General features: G+C 55.6%; 26 protein-coding genes, 1 tRNA gene and 1 pseudogene. 16 read left to right on the top strand and 12 right to left on the bottom strand.

Annotated elements, in window-relative coordinates:
- Nucleotides 1–81: 81 nt before the first annotated feature.
- Complete coding sequence (locus HFP51_RS01290) at nucleotides 82–663, top strand: toll/interleukin-1 receptor domain-containing protein (protein ID WP_370462925.1); 582 nt, start codon at nucleotides 82–84, stop codon at nucleotides 661–663.
- Between the two features lie 147 nt (nucleotides 664–810).
- On the opposite strand, the gene HFP51_RS01285 is transcribed toward HFP51_RS01290, so the two are convergent.
- Together HFP51_RS01285 and HFP51_RS01280 are read right to left on the bottom strand one after the other, a co-directional pair.
- Nucleotides 811–1,257 (bottom strand): hypothetical protein, encoded by a 447-nt coding sequence (locus tag HFP51_RS01285; protein ID WP_176873959.1) that lies wholly within the window; start codon nucleotides 1,255–1,257, stop codon nucleotides 811–813.
- Between the two features lie 27 nt (nucleotides 1,258–1,284).
- On the bottom strand, nucleotides 1,285–2,223 hold the full coding sequence (locus HFP51_RS01280; protein ID WP_176873958.1) for a LysR substrate-binding domain-containing protein: 939 nt from the start codon (nucleotides 2,221–2,223) through the stop codon (nucleotides 1,285–1,287).
- Nucleotides 2,224–2,333: 110 nt separating this feature from the next.
- On the opposite strand from HFP51_RS01280, the gene HFP51_RS01275 reads away from it, so the two are divergent.
- Both HFP51_RS01275 and purC read left to right on the top strand, forming a co-directional pair.
- Nucleotides 2,334–2,558: a hypothetical protein gene (locus HFP51_RS01275; protein ID WP_176873957.1), complete on the top strand. Its 225-nt coding sequence runs from the start codon at nucleotides 2,334–2,336 to the stop codon at nucleotides 2,556–2,558.
- Nucleotides 2,559–2,708: 150 nt separating this feature from the next.
- Nucleotides 2,709–3,488 carry a phosphoribosylaminoimidazolesuccinocarboxamide synthase gene (gene purC, locus HFP51_RS01270; RefSeq protein ID WP_176873956.1) on the top strand — a complete coding sequence of 260 codons (780 nt, stop codon included), beginning with the start codon at nucleotides 2,709–2,711 and terminating at the stop codon, nucleotides 3,486–3,488.
- Nucleotides 3,489–3,491: 3 nt separating this feature from the next.
- Here the strand turns inward: purC and HFP51_RS14690 are convergent, their stop codons facing one another.
- A complete protein-coding gene (locus HFP51_RS14690; protein WP_255454754.1) occupies nucleotides 3,492–3,620 on the bottom strand; it encodes a hypothetical protein in 129 nt (42 codons plus the stop codon).
- 286 nt (nucleotides 3,621–3,906) lie between these two features.
- On the opposite strand from HFP51_RS14690, the gene purS reads away from it, so the two are divergent.
- On the top strand, nucleotides 3,907–4,143 hold the full coding sequence (purS, locus tag HFP51_RS01265) for a phosphoribosylformylglycinamidine synthase subunit PurS (RefSeq protein ID WP_176873955.1): 237 nt from the start codon (nucleotides 3,907–3,909) through the stop codon (nucleotides 4,141–4,143).
- Nucleotides 4,143–4,808 carry a phosphoribosylformylglycinamidine synthase subunit PurQ gene (gene purQ, locus HFP51_RS01260; protein WP_176873954.1) on the top strand — a complete coding sequence of 222 codons (666 nt, stop codon included), beginning with the start codon at nucleotides 4,143–4,145 and terminating at the stop codon, nucleotides 4,806–4,808. The genes purS and purQ overlap by 1 nt, the downstream gene beginning before the upstream one ends.
- Here purQ and HFP51_RS01255 read toward each other — a convergent pair.
- The 3 genes from HFP51_RS01255 to HFP51_RS01245 all read right to left on the bottom strand — a co-directional run bounded on the left by HFP51_RS01255 (nucleotide 4,805) and on the right by HFP51_RS01245 (nucleotide 6,244).
- Nucleotides 4,805–5,119 carry a hypothetical protein gene (locus HFP51_RS01255; RefSeq protein ID WP_176873953.1) on the bottom strand — a complete coding sequence of 105 codons (315 nt, stop codon included), beginning with the start codon at nucleotides 5,117–5,119 and terminating at the stop codon, nucleotides 4,805–4,807. The two genes, purQ and HFP51_RS01255, sit on opposite strands and share 4 nt — an antisense overlap.
- Nucleotides 5,119–5,868, bottom strand: coding sequence for a queuosine precursor transporter (locus HFP51_RS01250; RefSeq protein WP_176873952.1), 750 nt, complete (start codon nucleotides 5,866–5,868; stop codon nucleotides 5,119–5,121). The genes HFP51_RS01255 and HFP51_RS01250 overlap by 1 nt, the downstream gene beginning before the upstream one ends.
- A 61-nt stretch (nucleotides 5,869–5,929) precedes the next feature.
- Nucleotides 5,930–6,244 (bottom strand): hypothetical protein, encoded by a 315-nt coding sequence (locus HFP51_RS01245; RefSeq protein WP_176873951.1) that lies wholly within the window; start codon nucleotides 6,242–6,244, stop codon nucleotides 5,930–5,932.
- Between the two features lie 208 nt (nucleotides 6,245–6,452).
- Between HFP51_RS01245 and HFP51_RS01240 the strand changes: the two genes are divergently transcribed.
- The 6 genes from HFP51_RS01240 to HFP51_RS01215 all read left to right on the top strand — a co-directional run bounded on the left by HFP51_RS01240 (nucleotide 6,453) and on the right by HFP51_RS01215 (nucleotide 11,367).
- A complete protein-coding gene (locus tag HFP51_RS01240) occupies nucleotides 6,453–6,776 on the top strand; it encodes a helix-turn-helix transcriptional regulator (RefSeq protein ID WP_176873950.1) in 324 nt (107 codons plus the stop codon).
- Nucleotides 6,773–7,639 carry an MBL fold metallo-hydrolase gene (locus tag HFP51_RS01235; RefSeq protein WP_176873949.1) on the top strand — a complete coding sequence of 289 codons (867 nt, stop codon included), beginning with the start codon at nucleotides 6,773–6,775 and terminating at the stop codon, nucleotides 7,637–7,639. Before HFP51_RS01240 ends, HFP51_RS01235 begins: the two co-directional genes overlap by 4 nt.
- A 23-nt stretch (nucleotides 7,640–7,662) precedes the next feature.
- A complete protein-coding gene (locus HFP51_RS01230) occupies nucleotides 7,663–8,082 on the top strand; it encodes a YeeE/YedE family protein (RefSeq protein ID WP_176873948.1) in 420 nt (139 codons plus the stop codon).
- On the top strand, nucleotides 8,082–8,507 hold the full coding sequence (locus HFP51_RS01225) for a DUF6691 family protein (RefSeq protein ID WP_176873947.1): 426 nt from the start codon (nucleotides 8,082–8,084) through the stop codon (nucleotides 8,505–8,507). The genes HFP51_RS01230 and HFP51_RS01225 overlap by 1 nt, the downstream gene beginning before the upstream one ends.
- Before the next feature lie 22 nt (nucleotides 8,508–8,529).
- On the top strand, nucleotides 8,530–10,320 hold the full coding sequence (locus HFP51_RS01220; RefSeq protein WP_176873946.1) for a SulP family inorganic anion transporter: 1,791 nt from the start codon (nucleotides 8,530–8,532) through the stop codon (nucleotides 10,318–10,320).
- A gap of 156 nt (nucleotides 10,321–10,476) precedes the next feature.
- Nucleotides 10,477–11,367: a phytanoyl-CoA dioxygenase family protein gene (locus HFP51_RS01215; RefSeq protein WP_176873945.1), complete on the top strand. Its 891-nt coding sequence runs from the start codon at nucleotides 10,477–10,479 to the stop codon at nucleotides 11,365–11,367.
- A gap of 10 nt (nucleotides 11,368–11,377) precedes the next feature.
- Here HFP51_RS01215 and HFP51_RS01210 read toward each other — a convergent pair whose 3' ends face one another.
- Nucleotides 11,378–12,895, bottom strand: coding sequence for an MFS transporter (locus HFP51_RS01210; RefSeq protein WP_255454753.1), 1,518 nt, complete (start codon nucleotides 12,893–12,895; stop codon nucleotides 11,378–11,380).
- Between the two features lie 169 nt (nucleotides 12,896–13,064).
- Here HFP51_RS01210 and HFP51_RS01205 point away from each other — a divergent pair.
- The 3 genes from HFP51_RS01205 to HFP51_RS01195 all read left to right on the top strand — a co-directional run bounded on the left by HFP51_RS01205 (nucleotide 13,065) and on the right by HFP51_RS01195 (nucleotide 15,325).
- Nucleotides 13,065–13,141, top strand: a tRNA-Arg gene (locus HFP51_RS01205).
- A 270-nt stretch (nucleotides 13,142–13,411) separates the two neighbouring features.
- A complete protein-coding gene (locus HFP51_RS01200; RefSeq protein WP_176873943.1) occupies nucleotides 13,412–14,569 on the top strand; it encodes an NAD-dependent epimerase/dehydratase family protein in 1,158 nt (385 codons plus the stop codon).
- Between the two features lie 15 nt (nucleotides 14,570–14,584).
- Nucleotides 14,585–15,325, top strand: a complete 741-nt coding sequence (locus HFP51_RS01195; RefSeq protein WP_176873942.1) for a phosphoadenylyl-sulfate reductase — start codon at nucleotides 14,585–14,587, stop codon at nucleotides 15,323–15,325.
- Nucleotides 15,326–15,351: 26 nt separating this feature from the next.
- On the opposite strand, the gene HFP51_RS01190 is transcribed toward HFP51_RS01195, so the two are convergent.
- The 5 genes and pseudogenes from HFP51_RS01190 to HFP51_RS14775 all read right to left on the bottom strand — a co-directional run.
- Nucleotides 15,352–16,659 (bottom strand): hypothetical protein, encoded by a 1,308-nt coding sequence (locus HFP51_RS01190; RefSeq protein WP_176873941.1) that lies wholly within the window; start codon nucleotides 16,657–16,659, stop codon nucleotides 15,352–15,354.
- Between the two features lie 395 nt (nucleotides 16,660–17,054).
- Entirely contained in the window at nucleotides 17,055–17,924 is an 870-nt protein-coding gene (locus tag HFP51_RS01185) for a hypothetical protein (RefSeq protein ID WP_176873940.1), read from the bottom strand.
- Nucleotides 17,925–18,020: 96 nt separating this feature from the next.
- Nucleotides 18,021–19,142, bottom strand: a complete 1,122-nt coding sequence (gmd, locus tag HFP51_RS01180; protein WP_176873939.1) for a GDP-mannose 4,6-dehydratase — start codon at nucleotides 19,140–19,142, stop codon at nucleotides 18,021–18,023.
- Between the two features lie 262 nt (nucleotides 19,143–19,404).
- Nucleotides 19,405–23,019, bottom strand: coding sequence for a glycosyltransferase (locus HFP51_RS01175; RefSeq protein WP_255454752.1), 3,615 nt, complete (start codon nucleotides 23,017–23,019; stop codon nucleotides 19,405–19,407).
- A gap of 228 nt (nucleotides 23,020–23,247) precedes the next feature.
- A pseudogene (locus HFP51_RS14775) lies at nucleotides 23,248–23,520 on the bottom strand (glycosyltransferase); the annotation flags it as partial.
- Between HFP51_RS14775 and HFP51_RS14685 the strand changes: the two are divergent.
- Both HFP51_RS14685 and HFP51_RS01170 read left to right on the top strand, forming a co-directional pair.
- Nucleotides 23,425–24,072, top strand: a complete 648-nt coding sequence (locus HFP51_RS14685) for a hypothetical protein (protein ID WP_255454751.1) — start codon at nucleotides 23,425–23,427, stop codon at nucleotides 24,070–24,072. The pseudogene HFP51_RS14775 and the gene HFP51_RS14685 sit on opposite strands and share 96 nt — an antisense overlap.
- Before the next feature lie 39 nt (nucleotides 24,073–24,111).
- The gene (locus HFP51_RS01170; RefSeq protein WP_176873937.1) at nucleotides 24,112–25,074 is read left to right on the top strand and encodes a GDP-L-fucose synthase; all 963 of its coding nucleotides are present in this window, start codon (nucleotides 24,112–24,114) and stop codon (nucleotides 25,072–25,074) included.
- Nucleotides 25,075–25,571 lie beyond the last annotated feature (497 nt).

Genomic DNA, 25,571 nt, shown 5'->3' with positions numbered 1-25,571 from the left:
GATGATACCGCCATTGTGCGCCCCAAGGCATTTATCAGCCATCATAGCTCGCAGGTTGAAACGGCGCGCCAACTAAAGCGGATGCTCGACACCAACGGTATCAGCGGCTGGATGGCTCCCGACGACATCGACCCGGGCCGCCCCTTTGACAAAGCCATCATCGAACAGGTCCGCAAATCCGACCTGATCATCCTTTTATTTTGTGCTCAGTCCGATCAATCGCGCCATGTGAAGCGTGAGCTAATGATGGCGGAAAATGAGGACAAATTTATCTATCCGGTCCGGCTCGAAGAGGCCGATGCTGATGGCCTCGCTTATTGGCTGAACGACTATCAATGGGTTGATTGGTTTGACGGCAAAGACCAGACCATCCAGCGGATGATCAATAAGATCAAGGGGCAGTTCAAAGTGTCCGAACGCGACGAGGCAGCCGCACCTGCACCGTCCCATTCCTCCCCAGCTAAGCGTGAGATTTCGGACCGAGCACACGCAGAACCCCCGTCGCCAGTTCAACCTCCGTCAGCTCGGCATGAGCAGTCAAGGGAAGGATCCCAAACCGATTTGAGCCAAGATGCAGGGCAATCGCAGAACCCGCTATTCAGCAAAAGCGTAATAATCGTGGCCATCATAGCTGCCGCAGTCGTGCTGCTCGAGATTTTTTGACGATGATTATGGTGATAAATTTTGGCAACTCTTCCTTGAAATCGTGCAATTTTAACATTCGATTTCAGAACTAGATGAACGTCAGCTTTGGGCGCAAAGCGGACAGTCACAGGCCCGCCAAATTTCTCGCACTAGGCGGACACTCCCCTAATCCGCATACCAATCAGCATCCGGCAGGCTCACACCCTCGCGTTCATTGTCCCAGATGATGTGCATGATCCACCATCGCGTGCCGTCCCAGAACAAATGGATCATGTTCATGCCCTTGAACAACAGCGTTCCGCCTTCTGCAGCATCGCGCGCTTCATATTCGCTGAATGCCTGGGCGATATTGCCGAAGCGGTAGAGTTTTCGGCGGGTTTCGATCTCGTAGAAATGCTGGTCGGCCAGCATCGGCGCGGTCGCCTCGACAAAGCTATCGACATCGAAGGAGAATAAGAGCGGGCTGCCATCCTCGGCGACGCGCGTGCGAACCAGCCGGGCGTCTGCATGATAAAGCTGCTTCTCCAGCTCCCAATCCTGCCCACCGGGCGGACCGGATATGGCCGTGTAGAGCGCCTTGATCACGGTATCGATATCGCTGAAGTCCATCATCCTCTCCCTTGGTGCGATCATGCCAGCCTAATCGGGCAGTGCAACTTCGCGTCTTGGGTCGCCGGGATCGAGCCGGATGATCGATCGCAAGGGATGCGCTTTCGCTTCGGCAATCAGCCAATCACGAAACAGTTTGATCTTGGACTGGTTGCGTAGATGATCCGGGCACACGACCCAGACGCTGGAATTGCCATATATCGCCGGACCCAGTCGCACGAGACGCCCATCGGTCAGCTCATTATTCCACAGGGCGAGGTCGAGCATCGCTATCCCCTGCCCGGCGAGCGCCGCGCTGCCCTCGATCATCTGGGAATCGAGCCGGATGGCTGGCGATGGCGGCGTATCGGGAATGCCGAAATGGCGCGACCAGTTGATCCACCAGCGATCGTCCGGGCTGAGGATGCGGGACGCCATGATGCTTTCCGGGCCATCGAACGGGCCGAATTGTTTGACGAAACCCGGGCTCGCCATCGGCGCATATTGGACGCGCATCAGGAAGCGACTGTAGAGGCCCGGCCAATCGCCGCGGCCGATCCGGATCGCCACATCGGCATCGTCGCGTGCGAAATCGACAAGCCCGTCATTGACGTCCAGCCGCACTGCAAGATCCGATTGGTCCAGCTGAAACTGACCGAGCCGCGGTGCCAGCCAGCGATTGGAAAAGGTACCATAGCTGCTGATCGTCAGCATGGACTCATCCTCTTCCCGGATCCGCGCCACCGCTTCATTGAGGAGATCAAATGCCGCGCTCGTTTGTGTCGCCAGAGGCACCGCATCTTCGCTCAGCATCACCCGGCCCCGCTCCCGCCGGAACAGTGGCAGGCCGAGCCAGGCTTCGAGCGATTTGATCTGATAACTGACCGCCGCCTGGCTCATCCCCAGCTCTTCGGCTGCGGTTGTGAAATTTTCATGCCGGGCAGCGGCTTCGAACACCCGGATGGCAGCAAGAGGCGGCAGATCGCGCATAAGCTACCCATAAGCTCAGCTTATAGTTGATGTCGAGAGATTAGTTGGGGTTTATTCAATAACAGGCCTAAATCCTCCTTGAACGATAACCGCTCATAAGGAGATTTGAGATGCGAGACGAACTGGATTGCCGGGTTTGGAATGCCCATCATGACTCCGCAGGCGACACGCTGACGCGGATTACGGAAGATTGCGCCAAGGGCATCGAAACCGCCCGACAGGCCTTGCTGCACAAAGTGCGTGATGCGGGTTTCCGCAGCGCCATCATGGTCGCAGCACTGATGGTCAGCGGGACATCGATCCTGCTTACCGTGACACCTGTGGGCGCTGCCTGACCCTGTCGGCACGGGGCGCACCCCTACGCCCCGTGCCATCCCCACACAGATTGCGCAGACTTGCGACATTCGCTATAGTCTTTGCCTCGCCTCGGACCGCGTGCTCTTTCGCCGCTTCCGGGGCGCGTTTATTTTTTGGGAGTCACGCCAATGACCCGCCGTCGCCAAATCTATGAAGGCAAGGCCAAGATCCTGTATGAAGGCCCGGAGCCCGGGACGATCATCCAATATTTCAAGGATGACGCGACCGCGTTCAACAATCAGAAAAAGGGCACGATCAACGGCAAGGGCGTGCTCAACAATCGGATTTCCGAGCATATCTTTACGCGCCTCGGTCATATCGGGGTTCCCCATCATTTCATCCGTCGCCTCAACATGCGCGAGCAACTGGTTCGCCAGGTGGAGATCGTTCCGATCGAAGTGATCGTCCGCAATGTGGCGGCCGGATCGCTGACCAAGCGGCTGGGCGTTGAAGAGGGCACCCCCCTGCCCCGCACGCTGATCGAATATTGCTACAAGGATGATGCGCTGGGCGATCCGCTGATCGCCGAAGAGCATATCGCCTGTTTCGGCTGGGCGAGCCCGGATGAGATGAACGAGATTGCCGAGATGGCGATCCGCGTAAATGATTTCATGTGCGGTATGTTTGCCGGCATCAATATCCGATTGGTCGATTTCAAACTGGAATTCGGACGGATCTGGGATGGCGACTATTCGCGGCTATTGCTGGCCGACGAAATCAGTCCCGATGGGTGCCGCCTCTGGGATTTCGATTCTGATGAGAAGCTGGACAAGGATCGGTTCCGCCGCGATCTGGGCGGTGAAGTCGAAGCCTATCAGGAAGTCGCTCGCCGTCTGGGCCTGTTGCCGGAAGACGCAGAAAATGAGGTGCTCGATCTCGAGCAGCATCGGAAAAAGCGCGGTAAATAGGGCTTAGCGGCCGATTTTATTGCCGCAAATGATACCGAATATGAAGGTAGCGGTGAGCGCCAGCTGCACCATCCCGTTGGGATCGCGATAGCCGAGCATCTCGCTGCCAAAAGCAAACAACCCGATAAACATAGCCAAAGACACTAAAACCATAATGGTTCTTCTCCAGGGCAAAAAACGCACACACGCCGCAGCTAAAGCTCGACGGGTTGATGGGTAGCCGCAAAGGTTTTGAAATTGGGTTAACGCGCTGTCAGGAATTTGGCAGGGATTTGGCAGGGATTTGGCAGGGATTGGCGGACACCTGTGCGATACGGCAAGAGCGGCGCCGTTAACATTTCCGGGCTCCGTGCCTCTTGCAACCACCCGCAGATCGCAGCATAGAGCGCGCGACTCTCGCCCGTCAGGAGATCGGCCCGTGAAAACCCGTATCCATGTGACGCTGAAAAACGGCGTTCTCGACCCTCAAGGCAAGGCCATTCACCATGCGCTTGAAACCCTCGGGTTCGATGGCGTCAATGATGTCCGCCAAGGCAAGCTGATCGAGCTCGATCTCGATGACACTGTATCCGATGCCGATATCGAGGCGATGTGTCGCAAGCTGCTCGCCAATATGGTGATCGAGAATTTCGAGATTGAGCGGGACGCGGCCTGATGCAAAGCGCGGTCATCGTCTTCCCCGGATCCAATTGCGATCGCGATATGGCGGTCGCGCTCGAAGATGCGACCGGCGCCAAGCCCCATATGGTCTGGCACCGCGAAACCGAATTGCCTGACGGGCTTGGCCTGATCGCCTTGCCCGGTGGTTTTTCCTATGGCGACTATCTGCGCTCAGGCGCGATTGGCGCAAACTCGCCGATCATGCGCGAAGTCAAGGCAGCCGCCGATCGCGGCGTCGCCGTACTCGGCGTGTGCAACGGTTTCCAGCTGCTCACCGAGGCAGGCCTTTTGCCCGGCGCTCTGCTCCGTAATGCAGGTATCGATTTTGTCTGCCGCGATGTCGCGCTCACCGTTTCCTCAAGCCAGACAGCGTTTACGAGCCACTATCAGGCGGACGAAGCGATCACCATTCCGGTCGCCCATCATGATGGCAATTATTTCGCCGATGATGCAACGCTCGATCGGCTCGAAGGCGATGGCCGGGTCGCCTTTCGCTATGGCGAAACCGTCAACGGATCAGCGCGTGATATCGCCGGCATCGTCAATGAAGCCGGCAATGTCCTCGGCATGATGCCGCACCCCGAACGCATGATCGAAGCTGCCCATGGCGGCAGCGACGGCAAGCGGATGTTTGACGGCCTCGTCGAGGCGCTGGGTTAGCGCTTCACAATTCCCGTAAAGCGGGCCAGCAGCATGATCGCCGTCGGCCAGAACATCGTATTCCAGATATCGTGCCAGTTGCCCGCATAGACTTGCTGCGCACCGATCGCTTCGGTGTCATAGATATCCCATAACTCGCCCGCGCATGCCGCCAGCAAGACGGCGAGTACGGGGCGAAAATCGCGCAGCGGCAGGCGGAATATCAGCGCCGTCCCAAAAAAGATGACCAGCCCGACATAAACATGGAGCGCATCTTTCGAGAGCCCGAATGTATCAAGCAACAGGATTTTGAAATCCTGGAAGATGCTCATCAGATACTCGTCTTGAATGGGGTGAAGCCGGTGTGTGCGTCATACACATCCAAACCCTCGCGTCGCTTGAGCCAGCCGACCACCACATAGGTAACCGGTGTCAGCAGCGCTTCCCAGGCCACCTTCAAGAGCCAGTTGGTGATCATTACCGTGATCACCAGCTCGTTGGTCCAGACGCCCCAGAACGCGAGCGGGTAGAAGATCAGGCTGTCGACACCCTGGCCGAACACTGTCGAACCGATTGTCCGTGACCAGAGATGCTTGCCCTGGGTCCAGACCTTCATCCGCGCCATCACATAGCTGTTCACAAACTCGCCCGCCCAGAAGGCGATGATCGAGGCAAAGACGATGCGCGGTACCTGGCCGAATACTTGCTCGTACGCCGCCTGGCCGGTCCAGCTCTCATCGGGCGGCATGGCAACGACGATCGTTGCCATCAGCGCCATGAACAGCATCGCGACAAAGCCAGCCCAGATGCAGCGCCGCGCCCGGGCATAGCCATAAACCTCGGTCAGCACATCGCCGATCACATAGGAGAGCGGGAAGAAGAGGATACCAGCGCCGAACGCATAGGCACCGATCAGCGGCAGATCGACATTGGCGACCTTCCCCGCACCGATCACATTGGAGAGCAGGAGGATGACGACAAAGGCCACCATCACAAAATCAAAATAGCGCATCCGCCGACCACCAAGGTCCGATGCGTCAATCCTCTCGATACCCGATGGGGCAGTCACAGCGTCGCTCATTCCCTTCCCCTGCCCCATATCGATCCCGCATTCCAGCCGGTTTTTACGGGAAACAGACCTGTCAGTCTGTCAGGTGCAGCATGCGGCGCGTATCTTCGTCCAGCTCGTCCGCATCGGCTATGCACACAGTCCTGTCGGGGAAATGGTCAACGATCCTGACCTGCAGATCCTCAAAATGCTCGACGATCTTGATCGATTCGGTCGGCGAGGACGAACATTCGCCCACCACCTGCCAGCTTTCATCTTCGAAATGCTCGACGATCCTGATTGTCCGGTCCTCAAAATGCTCGACAATCTCAACAGAAAGCTCAGACATTTGCGCAAGCGCCGCGCCCGGCGCGGTGACAAGCGCTGCCGCCAAAACCAGATATCTCATATCCGTCATCCCCAACTCGCGACCCGGTCATCGGTCTACACGTCCAAGGCTCGACCAGACATGAACAGCTTTGCTGGCCGAGCACAGCGCGCGTCCGCTTTACGCAAATTGCGGACCTTCTATGGGCATATCTTCCGCTGGGGCACACCATTTGGCACTTGACCTTATCCTGTATTTGCATTATTCATGAAATATGCAAATACAGGATATGAAACAGACTGCCGTGCGCGTCAGCGGGGTTCTGAAGATGTTGTCCCATCGCGAAAGACTGATGGCTTTGTGCCATCTGATTGAGGGGGAAATGTCGGCAGGCGAGCTCGGCGAGGCATTGGACATGAAGGCGCCGGCTATGTCACAGCAACTTTCAATTCTACGGCGCGAAGGCGCGGTAACCACCCGGCGCGAAGGACAAGCCATAAAATATTCTATCGCGGATGACGGTGTCAGGAAGATCATGCACTTCCTCTACGAAACATTTTGCCAGCCCGAAGGAAGTGAGTCAGCGGCATCAGAGGCGGGAGCCGGACTATGACACACGCTGAGATCACCGCCTTTTTTGACGAAGCTACCAATAATGCCAGCTATGTGGTTGCCGATCCCGCAACGGGCAAATGCGCGATCATCGACTCCTTGCTCGAATATGATGCAGCGTCTGGGCACACAGCAACTGTTTCGGCCAACAAATTGGCGGCCCATGTTCGCGCCACCGGCCTCGACGTAGAGTGGATCATCGACACCCATGTCCATGCCGACCATCTGTCCGCCGCGCATTACCTGAAATCCGAACTGGGGGGTAAAACCGCTATCGGTGAGCATATCACCCAAGTTCAGGAAATCTTCGGGAAGCTCTTCAATGTCGAAGCTGATTTCCGCACCGATGGCAGCCAGTTCGATCACCTTTTCTCCGATGGCGAAACCTATTCTGTCGGGTCGATCGATGCGCGGGCGATGCATACGCCCGGCCATACTCCGGCGTGCATGACGCACCTGATCGGCGATGCCGCATTTGTCGGAGATACATTATTCATGCCTGATTATGGTACGGCACGGTGCGACTTTCCGGGGGGCGATGCTCACCTGCTCTTTCAATCGATCCAGAGGATTTTTGAACTGCCGGACGAGACCCGGGTTTTCCTGAACCATGACTATCTGCCGGATGGGCGGAGCGACTATCGCTGGGAATCCACGATTGGCGAGCAAAAGCGTGCCAACATCCATGTGCATGCCGATGTCAGCGAGAGTGATTTCGTGGCCATGCGAAATGCGCGTGATGCCACTTTGGCGGTTCCCAGCCTCATTATTCCGTCGGTACAGGTCAATATGCGCGGCGGCGAATTCCCGCCTCCCGAAGACAATGGTGTCCGCTACATAAAAGTACCGGTCAACGCGCTGTGACGCTGCCAGGCTTTCCTCACGCAATGCCCCTGGAAGGGTTGTTAGGCGGCGTGATGATCGGGCTTGGCGCAGCCGTGATGCTGCTGGCAGCTGGCCGGATTGCCGGTGTCAGCGGGATGGCAGCAAGAGCAATGATGCTGGCGCGCGGCGGCGCTCCGATATCGATTGCATGGCTATTTGTTGTTGGCATCATTCTCGGTGCGCTGACCTTTCAGGCGATCACGGGCTCAATCGAGGCGCGCTTCCCCTCGTCACCGCTGGTGCTGATACTGGGCGGTCTGTTGGTCGGTTTTGGCACGCGTCTGGGAAGCGGTTGTACCAGCGGCCATGGCGTCTGCGGCATGTCGCGCTTGTCCCGCCGCTCGTTGATCGCGACCGCAACTTTCATTGCATCGGGCATGGTGACGGTAGCGCTCGCTAATCAGCTGGGCTGGGGCTGGTAATGGCTATTCGTCTCACGGCGCTCTTTTCGGGATTGCTCTTTGGCATCGGACTGGCCTTGTCGGGCATGATGGATCCGGCGCGAGTGCGCGGGTTTCTCGACATATTCGGCACCTGGGATCCAACTCTGGCCTTTGTGATGGGCGGCGCTGTCATTATGATGGCCGGTGCATGGATAGTCCGCTCCCGGATGGCAGCACCGCTGGCGTCTGGCGAATTTCATCTGCCCGGCACCCGTCTTATTGACGGCAAGCTGATAGGTGGGGCCGCGCTGTTTGGCATGGGTTGGGGCTTGGCCGGCCTGTGTCCTGGACCGGCGATAGGCGCATTGGTCGTCGCGCCGGCATCGGCAGGGCTCTTTATAGCAAGCATGATCCTTGGGATGGTGCTGTACCGGTTGGTCGATCGACCAATTTCCGCTGCCTAGTCGAAGGGAGCGCAAGACGCCGATGGCTGAAAAACGATTCCAGGCAGCAAGCCGCTTTCTTCCGATCCTGAGCTGGGCGCGCGATTATAACAGCACCGTGCTGACAAACGACCTGATGGCCGCGGCTATCGTCACCATCATGCTCATCCCGCAGTCATTAGCCTATGCCATGCTCGCCGGGCTTCCGCCGATAGTCGGTCTATACGCCTCAATCTTGCCGCTTCTTGCCTATGCATTATTCGGAACGAGCCGGACTTTGGCTGTCGGGCCGGTCGCTGTGGTGTCGCTGATGACGGCTGCGGCCGCCGGGAATATCGCAGCAGCCGGATCCGCGGAATATCTCGGCGCAGCTATAGCCCTTGCGGTGTTATCCGGCGGCATTTTGCTGGTTATGGGACTGTTCCGGCTCGGTTTTCTTGCCAATCTGCTCTCGCATCCTGTGATCTCGGGCTTCATCACCGCAAGCGGCATAATCATTGCCGCAAGCCAGCTGAAGCACATCATGGGCATTGAGGGTGGAGGAGATAACCTGCTCGAGATTGTGACGAGCCTCGCCGCCAACTTGGGCGCGCTTCATTGGCCAACACTAGCCATCGGTGCATCAGCGACGGCATTTCTGTTCTGGGCGAAACTGGGCTTGAAACCCCTGTTAATGCGGTTCGGTTTGGCGGACCGCCCCGCAGATCTGATCGCAAAGGCCGGGCCTGTTTTCGCGGTCCTGGCCACAACCGTAGCTGTGGCGGTTTTCGGTCTCGGCGATCGGGGTGTGGCGACGGTGGGCGTCATCCCGTCGGGGCTGCCGCCCGTTGCAATACCAACCCTCAACCCAGACCTGTGGTCGCAACTATTCGTTGGAGCGCTGTTGATTTCCATCATCGGCTTTGTGGAATCTGTATCGGTGGCCCAGACCCTTGCCGCGAAACGCAGGCAGCGGATTGACCCAGACCAGGAGCTGATCGGCCTTGGCAGCGCGAACATCGCATCAGCTGTGTCAGGCGGCTATCCGGTCACCGGCGGGTTCGCACGATCAGTTGTCAATTTCGATGCGGGTGCGGAAACACCTGCTGCCGGCGCGTACACGGCAATCGGCATTGCGCTTGCCACTGTTTTCCTGACGCCGCTGCTGTTCCACCTTCCAATCGCGACCTTGTCGGCCACTATCATCGTCGCGGTTCTCGGGCTGGTCGATTTGCGCAAGCCTGCAGAGCTATGGCGCTACTCAAAGAGCGATTTCGCGGCGATTATCGGCACGATCGCCCTAACGCTGTTCGCCGGGATCGAAACGGGCGTGATCGTGGGCGTTGCGCTGAGCCTGATCCTCCACCTGTGGCGGTCGTCACGGCCGCATGCTGCAATTGTCGGGCGGGTCCCATCGACCGAGCATTTCCGGAACATAGACCGGCACGATGTGATCACCTCGCCCTATATATTGACCGTTCGGATCGATGAATCTCTGAGCTTCTTGAATGCGCGCTGGCTCGAAGAGTTCGTGCTTGAGCAAGTCGCCGCAAACAGCGAAGTGCGTCACGTGATTTTGATGTGTTCGGCGGTAAACGCCATTGATGCCTCCGGGCTGGAGGCGTTGGAGGCTATCAATCATCGACTGGCAGATGCCGGCCTTGCGCTGCACCTGTCGGAAGTGAAGGGGCCGGTGACGGACAGGCTCGAGCATTCCAATCTCCTGAGCGAGCTGACCGGTCGTATCTTCCTGTCACAAAATGATGCCTTTGAACGGTTGATCAGCGAGAGCGAGCATGGCGATGCGGCCTCGATTCAGTCCAAAGACCCATGGTATGCACGGGGGCTAATCTAGACGTGATATTGGTCGGCGATCTGCTGATATAACGTCCGCTTTCGGCCAGAAGCTGACATTGCCCAAAAGGCGTCAACCTCCCCCTTTCCCATCTCGATCTTGCATTTTCCCCGAATTTGGCGTGAAAGCGCGGCCATGTATTCGATTTTCACATCGATGAAGGTGTTTAGCGATCCATGGGTTGGCCATCCCGGGCTCAACCGGATGGGATTGCACCGCAAACGCCTCAAAACCGCGCAGGCGATATCGCGGTTTCGCCGCGCGCAGACGGTGCGGGTGCGCGATGCAGATGAGCAGCATCTGCTGGATCATGGCTTTGTCGCGATTGAGAATTTCCTGCCGACGGACGAATTCGCAGCGATGGAGGCTGAATGCCATGGCGCGGCTGAAGCGGCCGCTCAAGCGACAGCTATTCCCGAAAAGCCGGAGGTCTGGGGTTTTGGCGATAGCGATCGCCATGACTGGGGTTTCGACCGGTTCGACGGCAGCACACTCAACCGCTTCATCAAGCCCGGCCCGCTGGCCAAGGCCTTTCCGCGCAATCCGCGCTTCAAACGGCTGGCCCGGTTGGTGACCGGCAAGACCATGTCGCCACGCCGCAACTGGCTGTACCAGACCGTGAATGGTGATGAAGCCGAAATTCCCGATCAGCAGCGAGAATTTCACCGCGATACCTTTTTCAATTGCATGAAATATTGGTATTTTATCGATCCGGTTACCGAAGATGACGGGCCATTTGTCTACGTTCCCGGGAGCCACAAGCTGACCCTCGAGCGTCTCGACTGGGAAGAAAAGAAAGCGCAATCGGCCGTTGAAGCGCGGATCGCCAAAAACCGCCGCGAGATGACCGGCTCTTTCCGTATCGAAGAAAGCGAGATGGAAGCGATGGGCCTTCCGCCAGCGCAATCCTATCCAGTTCCCGGCAATACGCTGGTCGTTGCCAATGTGTTTGGCTTCCATCGGCGCGGGGATGCAGTGCCCGGAACCCGGCGGTTAGCCCTCTACGGCAACCATCGCCCCCAACCCTTCATCCCCTTCGGCAGCTAGATACCGCTCCCTATCGCGCCGGCGCACCGATCGATGCGTCGCGCAGCTCAGTGTCGCGCGCCTCGGCTTCGCGTGCACGCAACATCTCCACATTGCGTTCATGGCGTTCCCGGGTGATCGGATAGAAAATCAGGAACAGCGCACCGATCGTCCACAAGCCCAGCGAAAAGGGAATGTATGAGATGATGAGGCCGTCGACAGCGGTTTCCGGAATCGTTTCCGGGTCCGCCTGTTCGGGAAATTGCGCCAGATAGAGAACCTGCCCAGCGACAAAGATACCGAGCGCATTGGAACATTGCTGCATAAAGCTCGACGCAGAAAAGAAGGTACCGGATGTGTGACGCCCGGTCTCAACCGCACTGTCATCGACGACATCGGCCAACATCGATGATGTGTTGATCAGCGAGATGGCCACCATCGCTCCATAGACAGCGCCAATCAAGAACAGCGTTGGCACCAACAGCGCATCGCCCGGCACGAAGAACAGGTCAAAATAACTGAGCAGCAGCGGCATTATGCCGATCGATACGCCAACGATGGCGAACAGCATCGAGCTCAGCCGTTTGCCGATCCACCGCGAGAATAGCGGCGCGAGCGGCACGGCCAAGGTGGCCGCGACAAAGCTGTCGATTGTCAGGATCGCCAGCTCTGTGGTGTTCAGCTTGAACAGATAGGTGCCGAAATAGAGATTTGTCGCGCTGTACAATCCGATAGCTGTGTATTTGCAGACACCAAATCCGAATATCGAAAGAAAGCCGCGGTTTTTGAAGGCCGCAAACATCTCGGCCAGATGCTGTTTAACAGGGATATGGCCTTCGGGTGCATCGGTCTGGCGCAGATAGGGGATGCGATTATGGGTGCCCCAGCTGCAAATGAGGATCGCGAGGAAGATCAGGGCCGCACCAAGCGCCGCAAAATTGACATAGCTTTCGGGGTTAAGCTGACCACGCGGATATTCTTCATTTTCGACAAAGATGAAAATCAGGCTGAACGCAGTGAACCCGTAAACCCCCGCATATCCGAACCAATAGCGCAGCGAAAACAGCTTGGTTCGCTGGGCATAGACGGACGTCAGCTCCGGAGCCATGGCCGATGCATTGATCTCAAAGGCGCTGATACAAGCCCGCGTCATCGCGGCCATGCCGAAGACCCAGAAGCCAAGCTGCATATGGCTCATCCCGTCAGGCGGGAACCAGGTCGCGTAGAAGAACAGCGCGGTCGGAAAGGCGGCGGCATACATGAAGGGATGGCGGCGACCCCAGCGTGAGCGGGTAACGTCTGCCCAGCGCCCGAGAAACGGATCGACAATGGCATCGACCAGCAGCGTACAGGCGAGCGCAGTTCCAACTATCGATGCGGGTACACCGATCACCTGGTTGAAGAACAGCATCAGATAGGCGCTGAATGCAGCCCCTTTGATGCCATTGGCCATCGCGCCGGAGCCGTATGCGAGGCGGGTTCCAAGATTGAGCGGCGGGATCGGCGGCGCAGATGGTGTTTCGGCGCTGTCCGCCGCTGTGCTGGCCAATATTGCTCTCCCACGACGATGAGCATGCCTGTGCCGACAGCTCTTTCGAAACGCCATAGTGGGCGACTTCGACTCTTAAATGCAACCGAATGCGCAAAAGTGACCGCTCAACAGCAAATCCGACATTTCCATTTTCTGGCAAACCCTGTAACCCGCCGCTCACTAGCGCGCGCCCGTAGCTCAGCTGGATAGAGCGCGAGACTTCTAATCTTGAGGTCGCAGGTTCGACTCCTGCCGGGCGCGCCAATTTTTCATAGCAAGATCGCAGAGCAATCAGTTAATCGCACTGTTCCATTTGCAATTCCCTTCTGATAGATGCCGCCGTCGAGAATTCAGTCGCAGTTTGCGGCTGATTTTTGTATTGGAAATCCAACTACTTTGATGAATAAGTCCCGATGATCACACAATTGCAGGGCACCATAGTGAGAGCAATTCTGTGATCTGAGGCGTTACACCAATTCCCTATTATCTATGACAACTGGGCTTCGACCCCATGAAAGCGATTGAGAACGAGCTATGAAGATTTTTGTTTTGGGTGGCGATGGATTCTGTGGATGGCCAACCAGCCTCTACCTCTCCCGGCGTGATTATGACGTTACCATCATCGATAATCTGTCGCGCAGAAAGATTGACGTTGAACTGGGCGTCGATTCCCTCACCCCAATCGCGCCCGTCGATCAACGCCTCGCAGCCTGGGAAGAAGTGACGGGCAAGAAGATCGCGTTTCACGATTTCGACATTTCGGAAAACTATCACCGGTTGTTAAGCCTGATCGAACAGGAAGAACCCGATGTGATCATTCACTTCGCCGAACAGCGCGCGGCGCCATATTCGATGAAGTCGAGCTTTCACAAACGCTATACGGTCGACAATAACCTCAGCGCGACAAACAACCTGTTAGCGGCCGTGGTTGAAGCCAAGAGCAATGCGCATATCGTTCATCTGGGTACCATGGGTGTCTATGGATACGGTACGGCCGGAATGAAGATTCCTGAGGGTTATCTGACCGTTCAGGTGGACACCGATAACGGCATGGTTGAGCAGGAAATCCTGTATCCGGTCAATCCGGGTTCAATCTACCACCTGACCAAGACCCAGGACCAGCTGTTCTTCGCCTATTACAACAAGAATGACGGCATCCGGGTCACCGACCTTCACCAGGGTATCGTCTGGGGTACGCAGACCGAAGAGACCAAGCTCGACGATCGGCTGATCAACCGGTTTGACTATGATGGCGATTATGGAACGGTGCTTAACCGATTTGTGATGCAAGCGGCCCTTGATTATCCGCTGACCGTGCATGGTACCGGCGGCCAAACGCGCGCCTTTATCCATATTCAGGATACGTGCCGGTGCATTGAGCTCGCCATTACCAACCCGCCACAACATGGCGAGCGCGTCCATATTCTGAACCAGATGACTGAGACGCACCGGGTCCGGGATTTGGCTGTGAAAATCGCCGACATGACCGGAGCGAAAATTGAGAATGTCGAAAATCCGCGTAACGAAGCTGCGGAAAACGAACTGCATGTCGCCAATGATCGTTTCCTGGGCCTGGGCCTGGATCCGATCACCCTGGACGATGGACTTCTTGATGAAGTGAAGGAAATCGCAGAAAAATACGCAGATCGCTGCGATCAATCGAAAATTCCGTGCGTCTCCAAGTGGCGGTAATCTGACGAGGATTTTGTGGATTTTGCGACCAATCAGTCTCTGGAGCTTCGGCAGACGGCGGATCAGCTCAACTCTGCCTTTGCTGAGCTTAGTGCGTCGCAGATTTTGGACCGGGTACTCAACGGGGGAGTAGCCGGTCGTCCCGCTGTCATCTCCTCATTTGGTGCCGAGGCGGCGGCGCTGCTGAAGCTAATTGCCGACAAGGACCCGGCCACGCCGGTCGTTTTCCTCGATACGAGAAAACATTTTTCCGATACACTGGATTATGTTGATGACCTGATGGATGTGCTGGGCTTGTCGACGCTTGTGCGTGTGCGGCCCAGCGCACGCCGACTAGCCTTAGAAGACCCAGACGGGAAGCTGCATAGTGTGGATAGCGACCGGTGCTGCTATCTGCGCAAGACTTTGCCGATGATTGGCGTCCTTCGAAACTATGATTGCGTCCTGACGGGTCGCAAACGCTATCAAACCGCTGATCGAGCAGGAATGGACTATGTCGATGTCCAGGAAAGCTGGTTGCGCGTCAATCCGCTGGCAGACTGGAGTCACGACCAAACGCGAGATTTTCTCTCCAGCGAGAATTTACTCGAACATCCTCTCGTCGCGATGGGCTATTCGTCGATTGGATGTGAGCCGTGCACAATACCCAGCGATGATCATCGTGCCGGTCGCTGGGCCGATGAAGACAAGACTGAATGCGGGATCCATATTACCGAGAATGGAGCGGTGGCGCGGATCCCAAAGACTTCCGGTTAGGCCGCAGCCCGCTGCCGGCCAGGTAGCTAATCCTGGCTCGTCGTCTGAAGTTCAGTATCGGGCTGGATGATCGGATATTGCAGCGTTTTGCAAAGCTTCCCATAAGCGGCACTTGCCTCGGCGGCTTGCGCCAATTCTTCTGTGATCGCCCTTGGTTTTCGCGGCGCGATCACATCGCCTGTTCGTCCACTGTCTCCGGACAAGGAGAAGGCGGAGAATGTATCAATGAACTCCGGATTATAATCCAAGCCCAGGATCTTGCAGGCGCGTTGCATTTCTTTTTCCGGATTTTCCAGAAAGTCCTCATATCGCATTTGATCAACGCCCTTATGCGCATCAAGAAATGCGAGATAGCGTTCAGCATAAGTATCGAGCGTAGGCGGTGAGAAATGAAGCCACTCGTTGACTTGGAGCGATGAAAAAGACGCCAATGGATGGCGAACAAACAAGATTGAACGCAGCGCGTAAGTCTTTTCGAGCACGGCTCTCAGGTGCAGGCGCGATTGCAGGCCCGGTCCATCACAGAAGATGCTGTGGGCATGATCTCTCAATATCAGGTGCAAGCCGCGACTTGATGCGTCGCGATAAAGAACGTCCATGCCAGCCAAGAATATTTCAACCGACAGCGCATCATCGGCTGGTCTGCTGCCAAAACGAAGCAGAGAAATCAGATCGGCCGGAACAAACCTATTCGATTGAGTAAGCTGACTTAATGGCTCGACTTCGCTCAGTAACTGGGTGTTGGGCATGGCCCCAAGGCAGCGGTTGAATAATGTCCCACCGACGCAGGCAAGATTATGAACCGTTCGAACGGGCTCGCCAGTCTCCAATGGAGAGGCGGCCGATTTGGCGCCTTTTTGATCCTTATCTGCAGTAGAATCTTGATCGGCTCCCGAAACGGATTGCAGTTGCTGCCGCAGGTGCGAAAACCGGCTCTGCAAGTCCTTGAGATCTGCTTCTCTGACCAACTGTAATCGCAACGCCATGGTCAAATCACGGCGAGCGGTTCGAAAGGCATTAATTCGGTCCGCGACCGCATTCTCCAGTCTCTCCTTTTCGGCATTGTGCTGGCCGACCTGGATAGAAAGCTGCTCCATCTGTTGTCGCTGCGGAAACCGAAAGGCAGCAAAGATTTTGATCTCCGGATCTGTGGCGCCGGCCAAATCGAAAATCCTGTCAAACTGGTTTCGACGCAGCCAAGTTTTGGCTGGCCCTTCGCCAAAATCGTCGCCGATGACCGAGCCGGCCAATGTCCGGACAAAGATGTCCGAAATACGGCTCAACAGGCCCTCGCGTTCCAGATAATCAAGGAGGCTGACATCCTTGCCAAGCATGTCGATGACAAGAATATCGCGCTGGCGATGCGCGTCCGACAATCGTGATTGAACAGCCTCTGCCTTCACGGTGGTGACTGACACTTTCTGTGTTTCGCGCAATCCTGGAAAACGGCGCTTCAATGTCTCTGTAGGTGCAAATCCATCGAGCGCTTGATGATTGTATCGCTTCAAAATTGCTGTCTTCGACCCTGGAAGAACCCCCGCCGAAACAACATTCATATTTTCGTGCCGCCAGAATTTTTGCTGAATTAGAGCCGCCCGTTCCGGATCGGGTTCGAATATCTGTACGCGCCGGGCATTGTTCAGGCGATAATATTGATCGCCCAGCATAGCGCTGCCCAACGAGATTATACTATCTTCCGGCCTGATCGAATCCAGGACAGAGCTGAGCTTCATCGACCACCACCCAAACGCTTGAAGAGACGGCTTCCTGCCCGGATCGGCGCGGTCATGCGCCAGGAAACAGATCCACGATAGAGTGCGATCCGATCTTCAAGTTTTGCTTTAGCGCTCTCCAATTTCTCACTTTTCTTGGCAAGTGCAGCATTAACCCGTTCGAGATCGGCCTCCTTGGCACTGCTGTCGCGCAAACTCTCTTCCAGCTGGCCGATCTGGTCAGCCAGGATGTTCGCCCGTGCGACGGCGTCCTTGGAGCGATCCAGGGCAGCTTGCTCACGCTCGGTCACCTCGTCGTTAGCCAATGTTTCGGCTTTCAGTTGATCGAGTTCATCCTGATGACGGGACAGCAAATCCTGCAGCGCCTGACCGATGTCTGGCATTTCTTCGTAACGTATCGGGCTTCTCGCCTGAATCTCGCCCAGCATGTGCACGACTATCGGTGACTGCAAAACACTCACCCAACCGGCAGCGGCCCAGACTGGCGCAGCATCAGGCAACCGCACATCAATGTTCGGGATATTCTTGCCGGGAAATTTCTCGCTGATCGCGCCGTGCAGACGGGTTGAGGCCTGTTCTGAAGCAGGTGCTTCAGCAATCAATATCTGGCCCCGGAGCAAACGGATCGCGTCAAGCACAGGGCTCGCTTCGGATCGCCAGCGCTCCAATTCCCGCTCGGCGATCCCCGATTCAGCGAGCGCATGCGCCGCAATCCTTTGCGGTGGTGCAAACAGGATCAGACCATGTGATCCTTCCTTGCCGAGCGCGACTTGCAGGCGTTCCGCCGACGGCATGGGCTGAGGCGCGTTGCCACCGTCCGGTAGGTGATAAAGCTCGAAGAATGGGTCAGCAAATTTTTGCGACATTGCGATACTCCAATTCCCCAGCTGGATTGCCATTTTTCGGCAACCGCCCGCCCGCTCTAGCATAATAGCTGATCTGATCGATGATAGCGCCCGCTCTCACCCTTCGAACGATACCGGTACGTCTAGGCCGTGTTCCATTAGAAGGGCATGGCGCTTCGCTGTCTTCAAGTCTTCCGCGACCATTTCGGCGCACATTTCCTGGGCCGTGATTTTCGGTTCCCAGCCGAGTTCCCGTTTTGCCTTGGAAGGATCACCCAATAATGTTTCCACCTCCGCGGGCCGGAAATAGCGTTTGTCGATCCGCATCACGACGTCGCCAGGCTTCAATGCCGGCGCAATATCGCCGTCGATCGCCGTCACTGTGGCAATCTCTTCAATGCCAGTGCCAGAAAATTCCAACCCAATTCCCAGCTCTTCGGCGGACCAGCGAATGAATTCACGAACCGAATATTGTTCCCCGGTGGCAATCACAAAATCCGCCGGTTCGTCCTGCTGGAGCATCATCCACTGCATTCGGACATAATCCTTGGCATGCCCCCAGTCCCGCAGACTATCAATATTGCCCATATACAGGCACGGCTCGATACCCATTGCAATATTCGCCAATCCGCGAGTGATTTTTCGGGTCACAAATGTTTCGCCGCGGCGGGGGCTCTCGTGATTGAACAAAATGCCGTTACAGGCGTAAAGTCCATATGCCTCGCGATAATTTACGCATGTCCAATAGGCGTAGAGCTTCGCCACAGCGTACGGACTGCGGGGATGAAAAGGTGTAGTTTCCGTTTGCGGCGTTTCCTGGACCAGGCCGTATAGTTCAGATGTTGATGCCTGATAGAAACGCGTTTTTTTGGACAGTCCCAGAAACCGGATCGCTTCCAGCAGTCGCAATGTCCCAATGGCATCGACATCCGCTGTATACTCCGGCGCTTCGAAGCTCACGGCCACATGAGATTGAGCGCCCAGATTATACACCTCGTCAGGCTGGACCTCCGACAGAATACGAGTGAGGTTAGAGGTGTCGGTCAGGTCGCCATAGTGCAGCCTGAAATGCACATCGCTCACATGAGGGTCTTCGTAGATATGGTCGATGCGATCCGTATTGAACAGCGATGCCCGGCGCTTGATCCCGTGGACCTCATACCCTTTGTCGAGCAAAAACTCGGCTAGGTAAGAGCCATCCTGACCCGTAACTCCAGTGATGAGGGCTTTTTTCGACATTTCCTATCCCGTCCATTCAGCGCCTTGCTTGCACGCCTCTTCATTGTTTCTATGCCGCAATCCGCAATACGCTCTGCTGCTACCATCACTGACAAAGGAAACACAGCTACACCGTATTGATGCAGCGGTAGCGGTGGACAGGTCCCGAGCGCAGCCCGACCTATCCCAGCCTCGCCACGGCTCGCGTCCATCGCAAAAAAACCGCCATTGCCGCAATGATTTTAGATCGAACTCCTCTGAAAGTCCTGAATTTCCGACTCATTTATTCTGATTGCACTTTATCGCTTATGGTCGCGCAAAACTCGGAATCTGCCAATATGTAGATTGCCCCAATCGGACGCAGGGACAGCTCCTCTGGCGCAGGCCAGGATTCTACGCTCCGCCTGCATCTCGAATAGTCAGGGGAATCCGAAGCGATTGAAATCTCAACAGACACGGCTCCGCGGTACTCGCGATCATCGGGCAGGAGCGTCACATATGACTTGCGACTGTAGTGACAATATTGGTCCCATACCGACACTGAATGCCGCTCCCAGCCGTCACCAGCATTGTCATCGTCTAATGTACGTACATCCAATACTGGCGAATGCGGTCCAATCTCATGCCGCTGGACAATTCGGAAACGAAACGGCTGATCATCCCGCGGTTCAATGCGAATGCAAATGCGTTCGAGATCCTTATGAGACGGCATCGATAATCTTTGTGATTTCAGCGTCGATTGCGGAATATTATAGTTGCGAAATTGACGTTTCAAATCGTCAAAAGGCAAGGCCGACAGGAAATCCGCCAACTGGTCTGCCAGTTTTTCACCGCTTTCTGCCGTGGTATGGACATCGTTGAATTCCGCCCCCGACGCCGCGATCTGCTGTGTATCAGCTATCAAGATAGGTAGACCATGCTGTTCGCATATCTCTACAGCTGCCGTGAAATTGGGTAGTTTTTCTGGCTTCCGGCCGATCGGTAGCGGCACGAGAAATGTCACCGGAAGAATGCCATTATCCAACAGCCTTGAATATATGAGACTCACTTCTTCATGGGTTGCCAGTCGTCCAACAGCCTGATTCTCAACGGCAAGTTCAAGGATGCAGATATCGGGTTTCTCGCTGATAACATGGTCCAGCGCGATCATGCCGCCGTCCGACAATCTGTTCCCGGGATAACAGAAACGCTTAATATTCGCCGAGCGAGAATTCACATTCGCCGCATGTTTTCGTTTCAGAAATTCAACATATCCAAGTGCTTCCCCGCTATCGTGGCGAACACCTTGGCCCGTCAGCGAGGCGCCAAAAACGCCATATCGCTTGCCGCGATCAACGGCTGATCCTGTGATTTTTTCGTAGAGCGCAATATGCCGCGCGACCGCTATCTCAGGATCATTATGCGCGCGCGCATCGATATGGTTTTGGGCACGGCGATCTAAGGTCGTTGCGCTACTACGGCCTGCAAGAGCCCATTCAATTCCAGTAGCGAAATCCTCAATATCTCCCTGCTGAGCGATATAACCGGTGACGCGATGTTCGATCAGCTCAACAACGTTGCCAACCGGAAACCCGACAACCGGCGTACCGGAAAGCATCGATTCCACGACCGTCAACGGGGCATTATCTTCACGTGACGGAAAGGCAAATATATCCGCGGCCGCGTAAATAAGAGACATGGTTTCCTCATCGGAGACCTGGCCCATTTCATGGGCTGGAATCCCGAAATCAGCGCCACCATGCCCAAAGAAAATACCTTCAATCCCATCCAATGCGTTTCGGGATTTCAATATCTGGATAGCCGCGCGCAGAATATCACCACCCTTTCGCGAGTTACCCAAGCTGTCGGCGCCAAATGCAATCAGCTTTCGGTCAAGCGGCAGACCCAATCGCTTCCGCGCAACCAACCGATTAGTTGGTTTGAACCGATCGACGGGGAGTGCATTCGGGATCATGTGGACAGGCCGATCCCCCAACAGCGTGCTGTTCCGAACCCGATCTGCCAGCCATTGGGACGGACAAATGATGTGGAGATTCTTTAGTTTGGCATATGCATCACGCTTGATACGCCAGAATTGATGAGCGAGATCTGATTCACCGCCGAGCAACGGGCAATTCTTACAATCCGTTTGATAGCCCTCACAGCCCTCGGAGTAATGACAGCCACCGGTAAAGGCGCTCATATCGGCTAGGGTCCAGACAATCGGTTTTTCGGCGATGACGTCTACATTTTTATAGTCGAACACCCCCGATACCCAGTGCATGTGCACGATATCGGCTTCTTCAAAAACAGATTTGGCATTGCGAAAGTCGACGATCGATTCCGGCTTTGAAAACAGTTCATTAGCCTTAAGATCGGGAAAATCACTTCTGCGTAAGACCACCTTTTCTTTCCAGTGAGCGCGTGCATCCGGCAGCTGTATTTCTGTGCTTCCCGGCGTTGCTAGGGGCAGCTGGTGCACATAGTCGTGGTCCGTATTGCGCAAGGCGCAATAGATGCGTGCATCCAGCCCGGCCTTGCGGAGATATTCTACCCTGCGTTGGCTACCAATGCCCGCGCCGCCATGATCTTGCGTTGAAAACGTAGCGACCCGGAAACTGGTACCATCATTTGAGGTAGTCGACGCGTTGGCCGGCATTTTGCCATTTCCGATCCGCGCCACCGCTTGGTCGAACCTTTGCCGCAAGACAGGATCCGATGGCGGGTTGTTGCCCGGATATTCGGCATCGCTCAGCGCGCGGCCGAGCCGTTCTTCAAACAGCGCATGATTTTCAGCCGTCAGAATCTTATCGACACTCTCGAAGAATGCGCGGCTCCAATATGCAAACAGCATATGTTCGCCAATTTCAGTCATGCCTGCGTCATTCAAAACATGCCAGGCGCGACGGCGCCATTCCAAGGCGTCGAACAATTTTCGTGCGGTGAAGTGGTTCATCGCGCTTTCGGGGTTCGCTTGATAGTTGTAAACAACGTCCGGAATTAACGAGATCGATCGTGCCCGCGGGACCGCATTGACCATAAACATGCTGTCTTGACCCATTTTCAGATCAGTCGGGTAAGGCGTCTGGCGAGCGAAGGTAGCCGCATAGAGATATGACCAATGCCCTTCGGTTGTACGCAACAAACGGGGCATTTCCTTCAATGTGGTATTGGTCACTATCTGGTCTTCAATGCCGCACGGATATTTTGTAATTGCTTTAGCAGACTCTTGCCGATGCAGGCCCTGGCTTGCTCGATACGCTCCCTTCACCATGTCGCTCTTATGCTCTGTCGCCGTGCTGTAGAGCGCTTCGAGCGCATTGGCGGGCAATGTGTCATCCGGATCAAGGTGGAAAATATATCGGCCATTCGCAACGCGAACACCCGCATTCCGGCTCGCTCCCAGTCCGATGTTGCCGTCATTTCTGAATGACTTAATGCGACGATCGCGCGCCATATGATCGTCAACAATCGCCTGGCTATCATCAACGGCGCAATCATTGATGCAAATGACTTCAAATTCCGACAGGCTTTGCGCAAGCACGGAATCGAGGCACTCACCGATGCTCGTCTCAGCCTCGTAAAATGGCACGATCACGCTGATTTTCGGCCAGGTTTCAAAATCTGTATCGCCCAGCGTATCAAATGCGTCGGATTGCCATCGCTTGCCATTATGCACGCGTCGGTCTTCGAACAATGCGCGACTGGCCTTAACAAATTTTGGATCATCGAGATGCGCGCCAGCGATCTCGAACAGAGTGTCGGCGCACATCGTTTTGTTATCCGTGAGCTGGCGCCGCTGATCTGGAGTTAGACAAGGAAACTCCTTTGCCAACAAGCGATCTTTCTCACTTTCCAGAAGCTCATGATTTGTGTTCGAGATTCCCGATGTGCGGAAGTTCAACAACGGCTCGGGCACTTCATAATAGGTCGCATGAGCATCAAATAGGCGTGCGGTTAGATCTCGATCAGCGATGATCCGATAGTCGACATCATAGGGTCCGACGCAGTCATATAATGCTGCTGGCACCAACATGGTTTCATGTCGCAATGGCATCCGGAAATAGACCGCGTCATCAAACGGCATCGACCGCAGAATATGGGACGTGTTCGACTCCTCGTCGATATAGCGCGCCAAAGCCCCAACGAATTCACGACCGCTATACTGTTTTGCATCGACCAGCCGTTCGATTGCATTTGATTCGAGCCAGTCATCGGAATTCAGGATCAGGATGAGTTCGCCCTGGGCAAGCTCGATCGCCTTGTTCATCGCGTAGTAGAGACCGTCATCGGGTTCTGACACGAAATAGTCGATCAAATCTTCATGGCGCCGCAGGATGTCGACCGTCGCGTCGCTGGACGCACCATCAACAACCACATATTCGATATTGCCATAGCTTTGATCGCGGACCGAACGGATCGTCTGCTCAATTGTCTCGGCAGAATTGAAACTGACTGTGATGATTGTCACGAGTGGCGCATCGGGCGAGCTTTCGCGCGTCAGACCAGCCAGTCGGCGACCGCCTTCGGCACGCCGATCACCGGTCAGATCTGGATAGCGCTCGTATTTCCCAACGAAGCCTTGTGTCATTCGATGTCCTTCATTGAGACCCTATATCGGACATCGCCATTTCCCAAGCCTGGGTCACCAACATATCTCGCGGAGTATTCGAAATCATCTGCACGCTGCCGATGGACAGACATGCTCAATCAATCAATGATGCATATCGCGGTCAGGGTTATCAGCGCATTACCATGCTATCGCCCCGAAACCGCTCATCCGATTGTCATGATTGGCATACCAAATCAACAGCATATCGGTATCAAATCCGGAGCATCATCTCGCTTCCACATGCGGCTGCTCGCGCCGAAAGAGGATTCGCGGCGATCCGGCTGTCGCGGCCACCTAATCTATACGAACACCGATCACGGCCATTCGCTTATTCTGGTAACCAAAGGCCCAACCCTATAGTCCCACGCTCATCGGTACGAATCGGCAGGAGCCTCTTGAATGCGTATTTACGTAGCTGGCCATTCCGGCATGGTCGGGTCGGCAATTCTGCGACAATTGCGAAAACGAGATGACGTTGAGCTGATTACGCGTACCAGTTCAGAAATTGACCTGACCGATCAAGCAGCGGTGCGCCAATTCTTTCAGGATGAACGCCCTGATCAGGTAATATTAGCCGCGGCCAAGGTTGGCGGGATTGCAGCGAACAACAGTTATCCCGCGCAATTTATTTACGAAAACCTGATGATCGAATGCAATGTGATCCATCAAGCTTATGCAGCGGGCGTAGAGAAACTTCTACAGCTTGGCTCGAGCTGCATCTATCCGAAGAATGCCGACCAACCGATGCGCGAGGATGCACTTCTCACCGGTACGCTTGAGCCGACCAACGAGCCCTATGCGATCGCAAAGATTGCCGGAATCAAACTCTGCGAAAGCTATAACCGGCAATATGGCACCGATTATCGATCGGTCATGCCGACCAACCTATATGGGCCGGGTGACAATTTTCATCCGGAGAACAGCCATGTCCTACCAGCATTGTTGCGACGCTTTCACGAAGCTGTGCAAAGCGGCGCGCCGGAAGTTGTAATTTGGGGATCGGGAACGCCACGCCGCGAATTCCTTCACGTGGATGATATGGCAGAGGCGTCCTTGTTCGTGATGGATCTGGAGCATGAAACCTATCTCCGCGAGACACAGCCAATGCTTAGCCATATCAATATCGGCTGTGGCGAGGATGTAACCATAAGGGAGCTGAGTACAATGCTCGCGGATGTCACGGGATTTACGGGCCAACTCGCGTTCGACGCCACCAAGCCTGACGGAACCCAGCGCAAACTCATGGACGTATCTCGTTTGGAGCGATTGGGTTGGAAGGCGTCAATTGCATTGGAGCACGGCATTCATGATACTTATAAATGGTTCCTCAGCCAGCCAGCTGATGGCTTGCGAGATCAATAGACGCTAATAGGCAACGCTCTGGAATTCGAAGCCTGACAGCTATATCGCTATCGTTACTGCGTTTTCTTTGACCGGTCCGTTGGCGCGCTCGGCGCCAATTGCAGAGTGACCAGGCTTGAACCAGGAGTGTCGCAAACCGATGAACCAATCTTCCCAGATGGGTATCAGCAATTCTGACGATGCGCCGGAAGTCGTCATGGTTTCCGACCTCCAGTCGATGTCAGTTGCGTCAACCGAATTTGCCTATCTTCGAACGCTTGTCACGACACTCGGACCCAGGGCCGTTGTTCGCTACATGTCGCGTCTCGATGCGCGCGACGATGCGTTTAGTGTACGGACCCTTTCAAACCTTGGAATTGCGGTGTCCCCGCTCCCGCTCGACGGGAGTTTTCGAGGAGCAAATTCGCCCCATGGGCAACTGGCCGAGGTCCCTGCGCAGATATTGGAATGGACGCGACGGACCAAACCGCAACAGCTTCACTTCGTTGGCGCGCCCC

The sequence above is a fragment of the Parasphingopyxis sp. CP4 genome (assembly GCF_013378055.1).
Classification (GTDB): domain Bacteria; phylum Pseudomonadota; class Alphaproteobacteria; order Sphingomonadales; family Sphingomonadaceae; genus Parasphingopyxis.
This window is presented reverse-complemented; position numbering and strand designations above follow the sequence as displayed.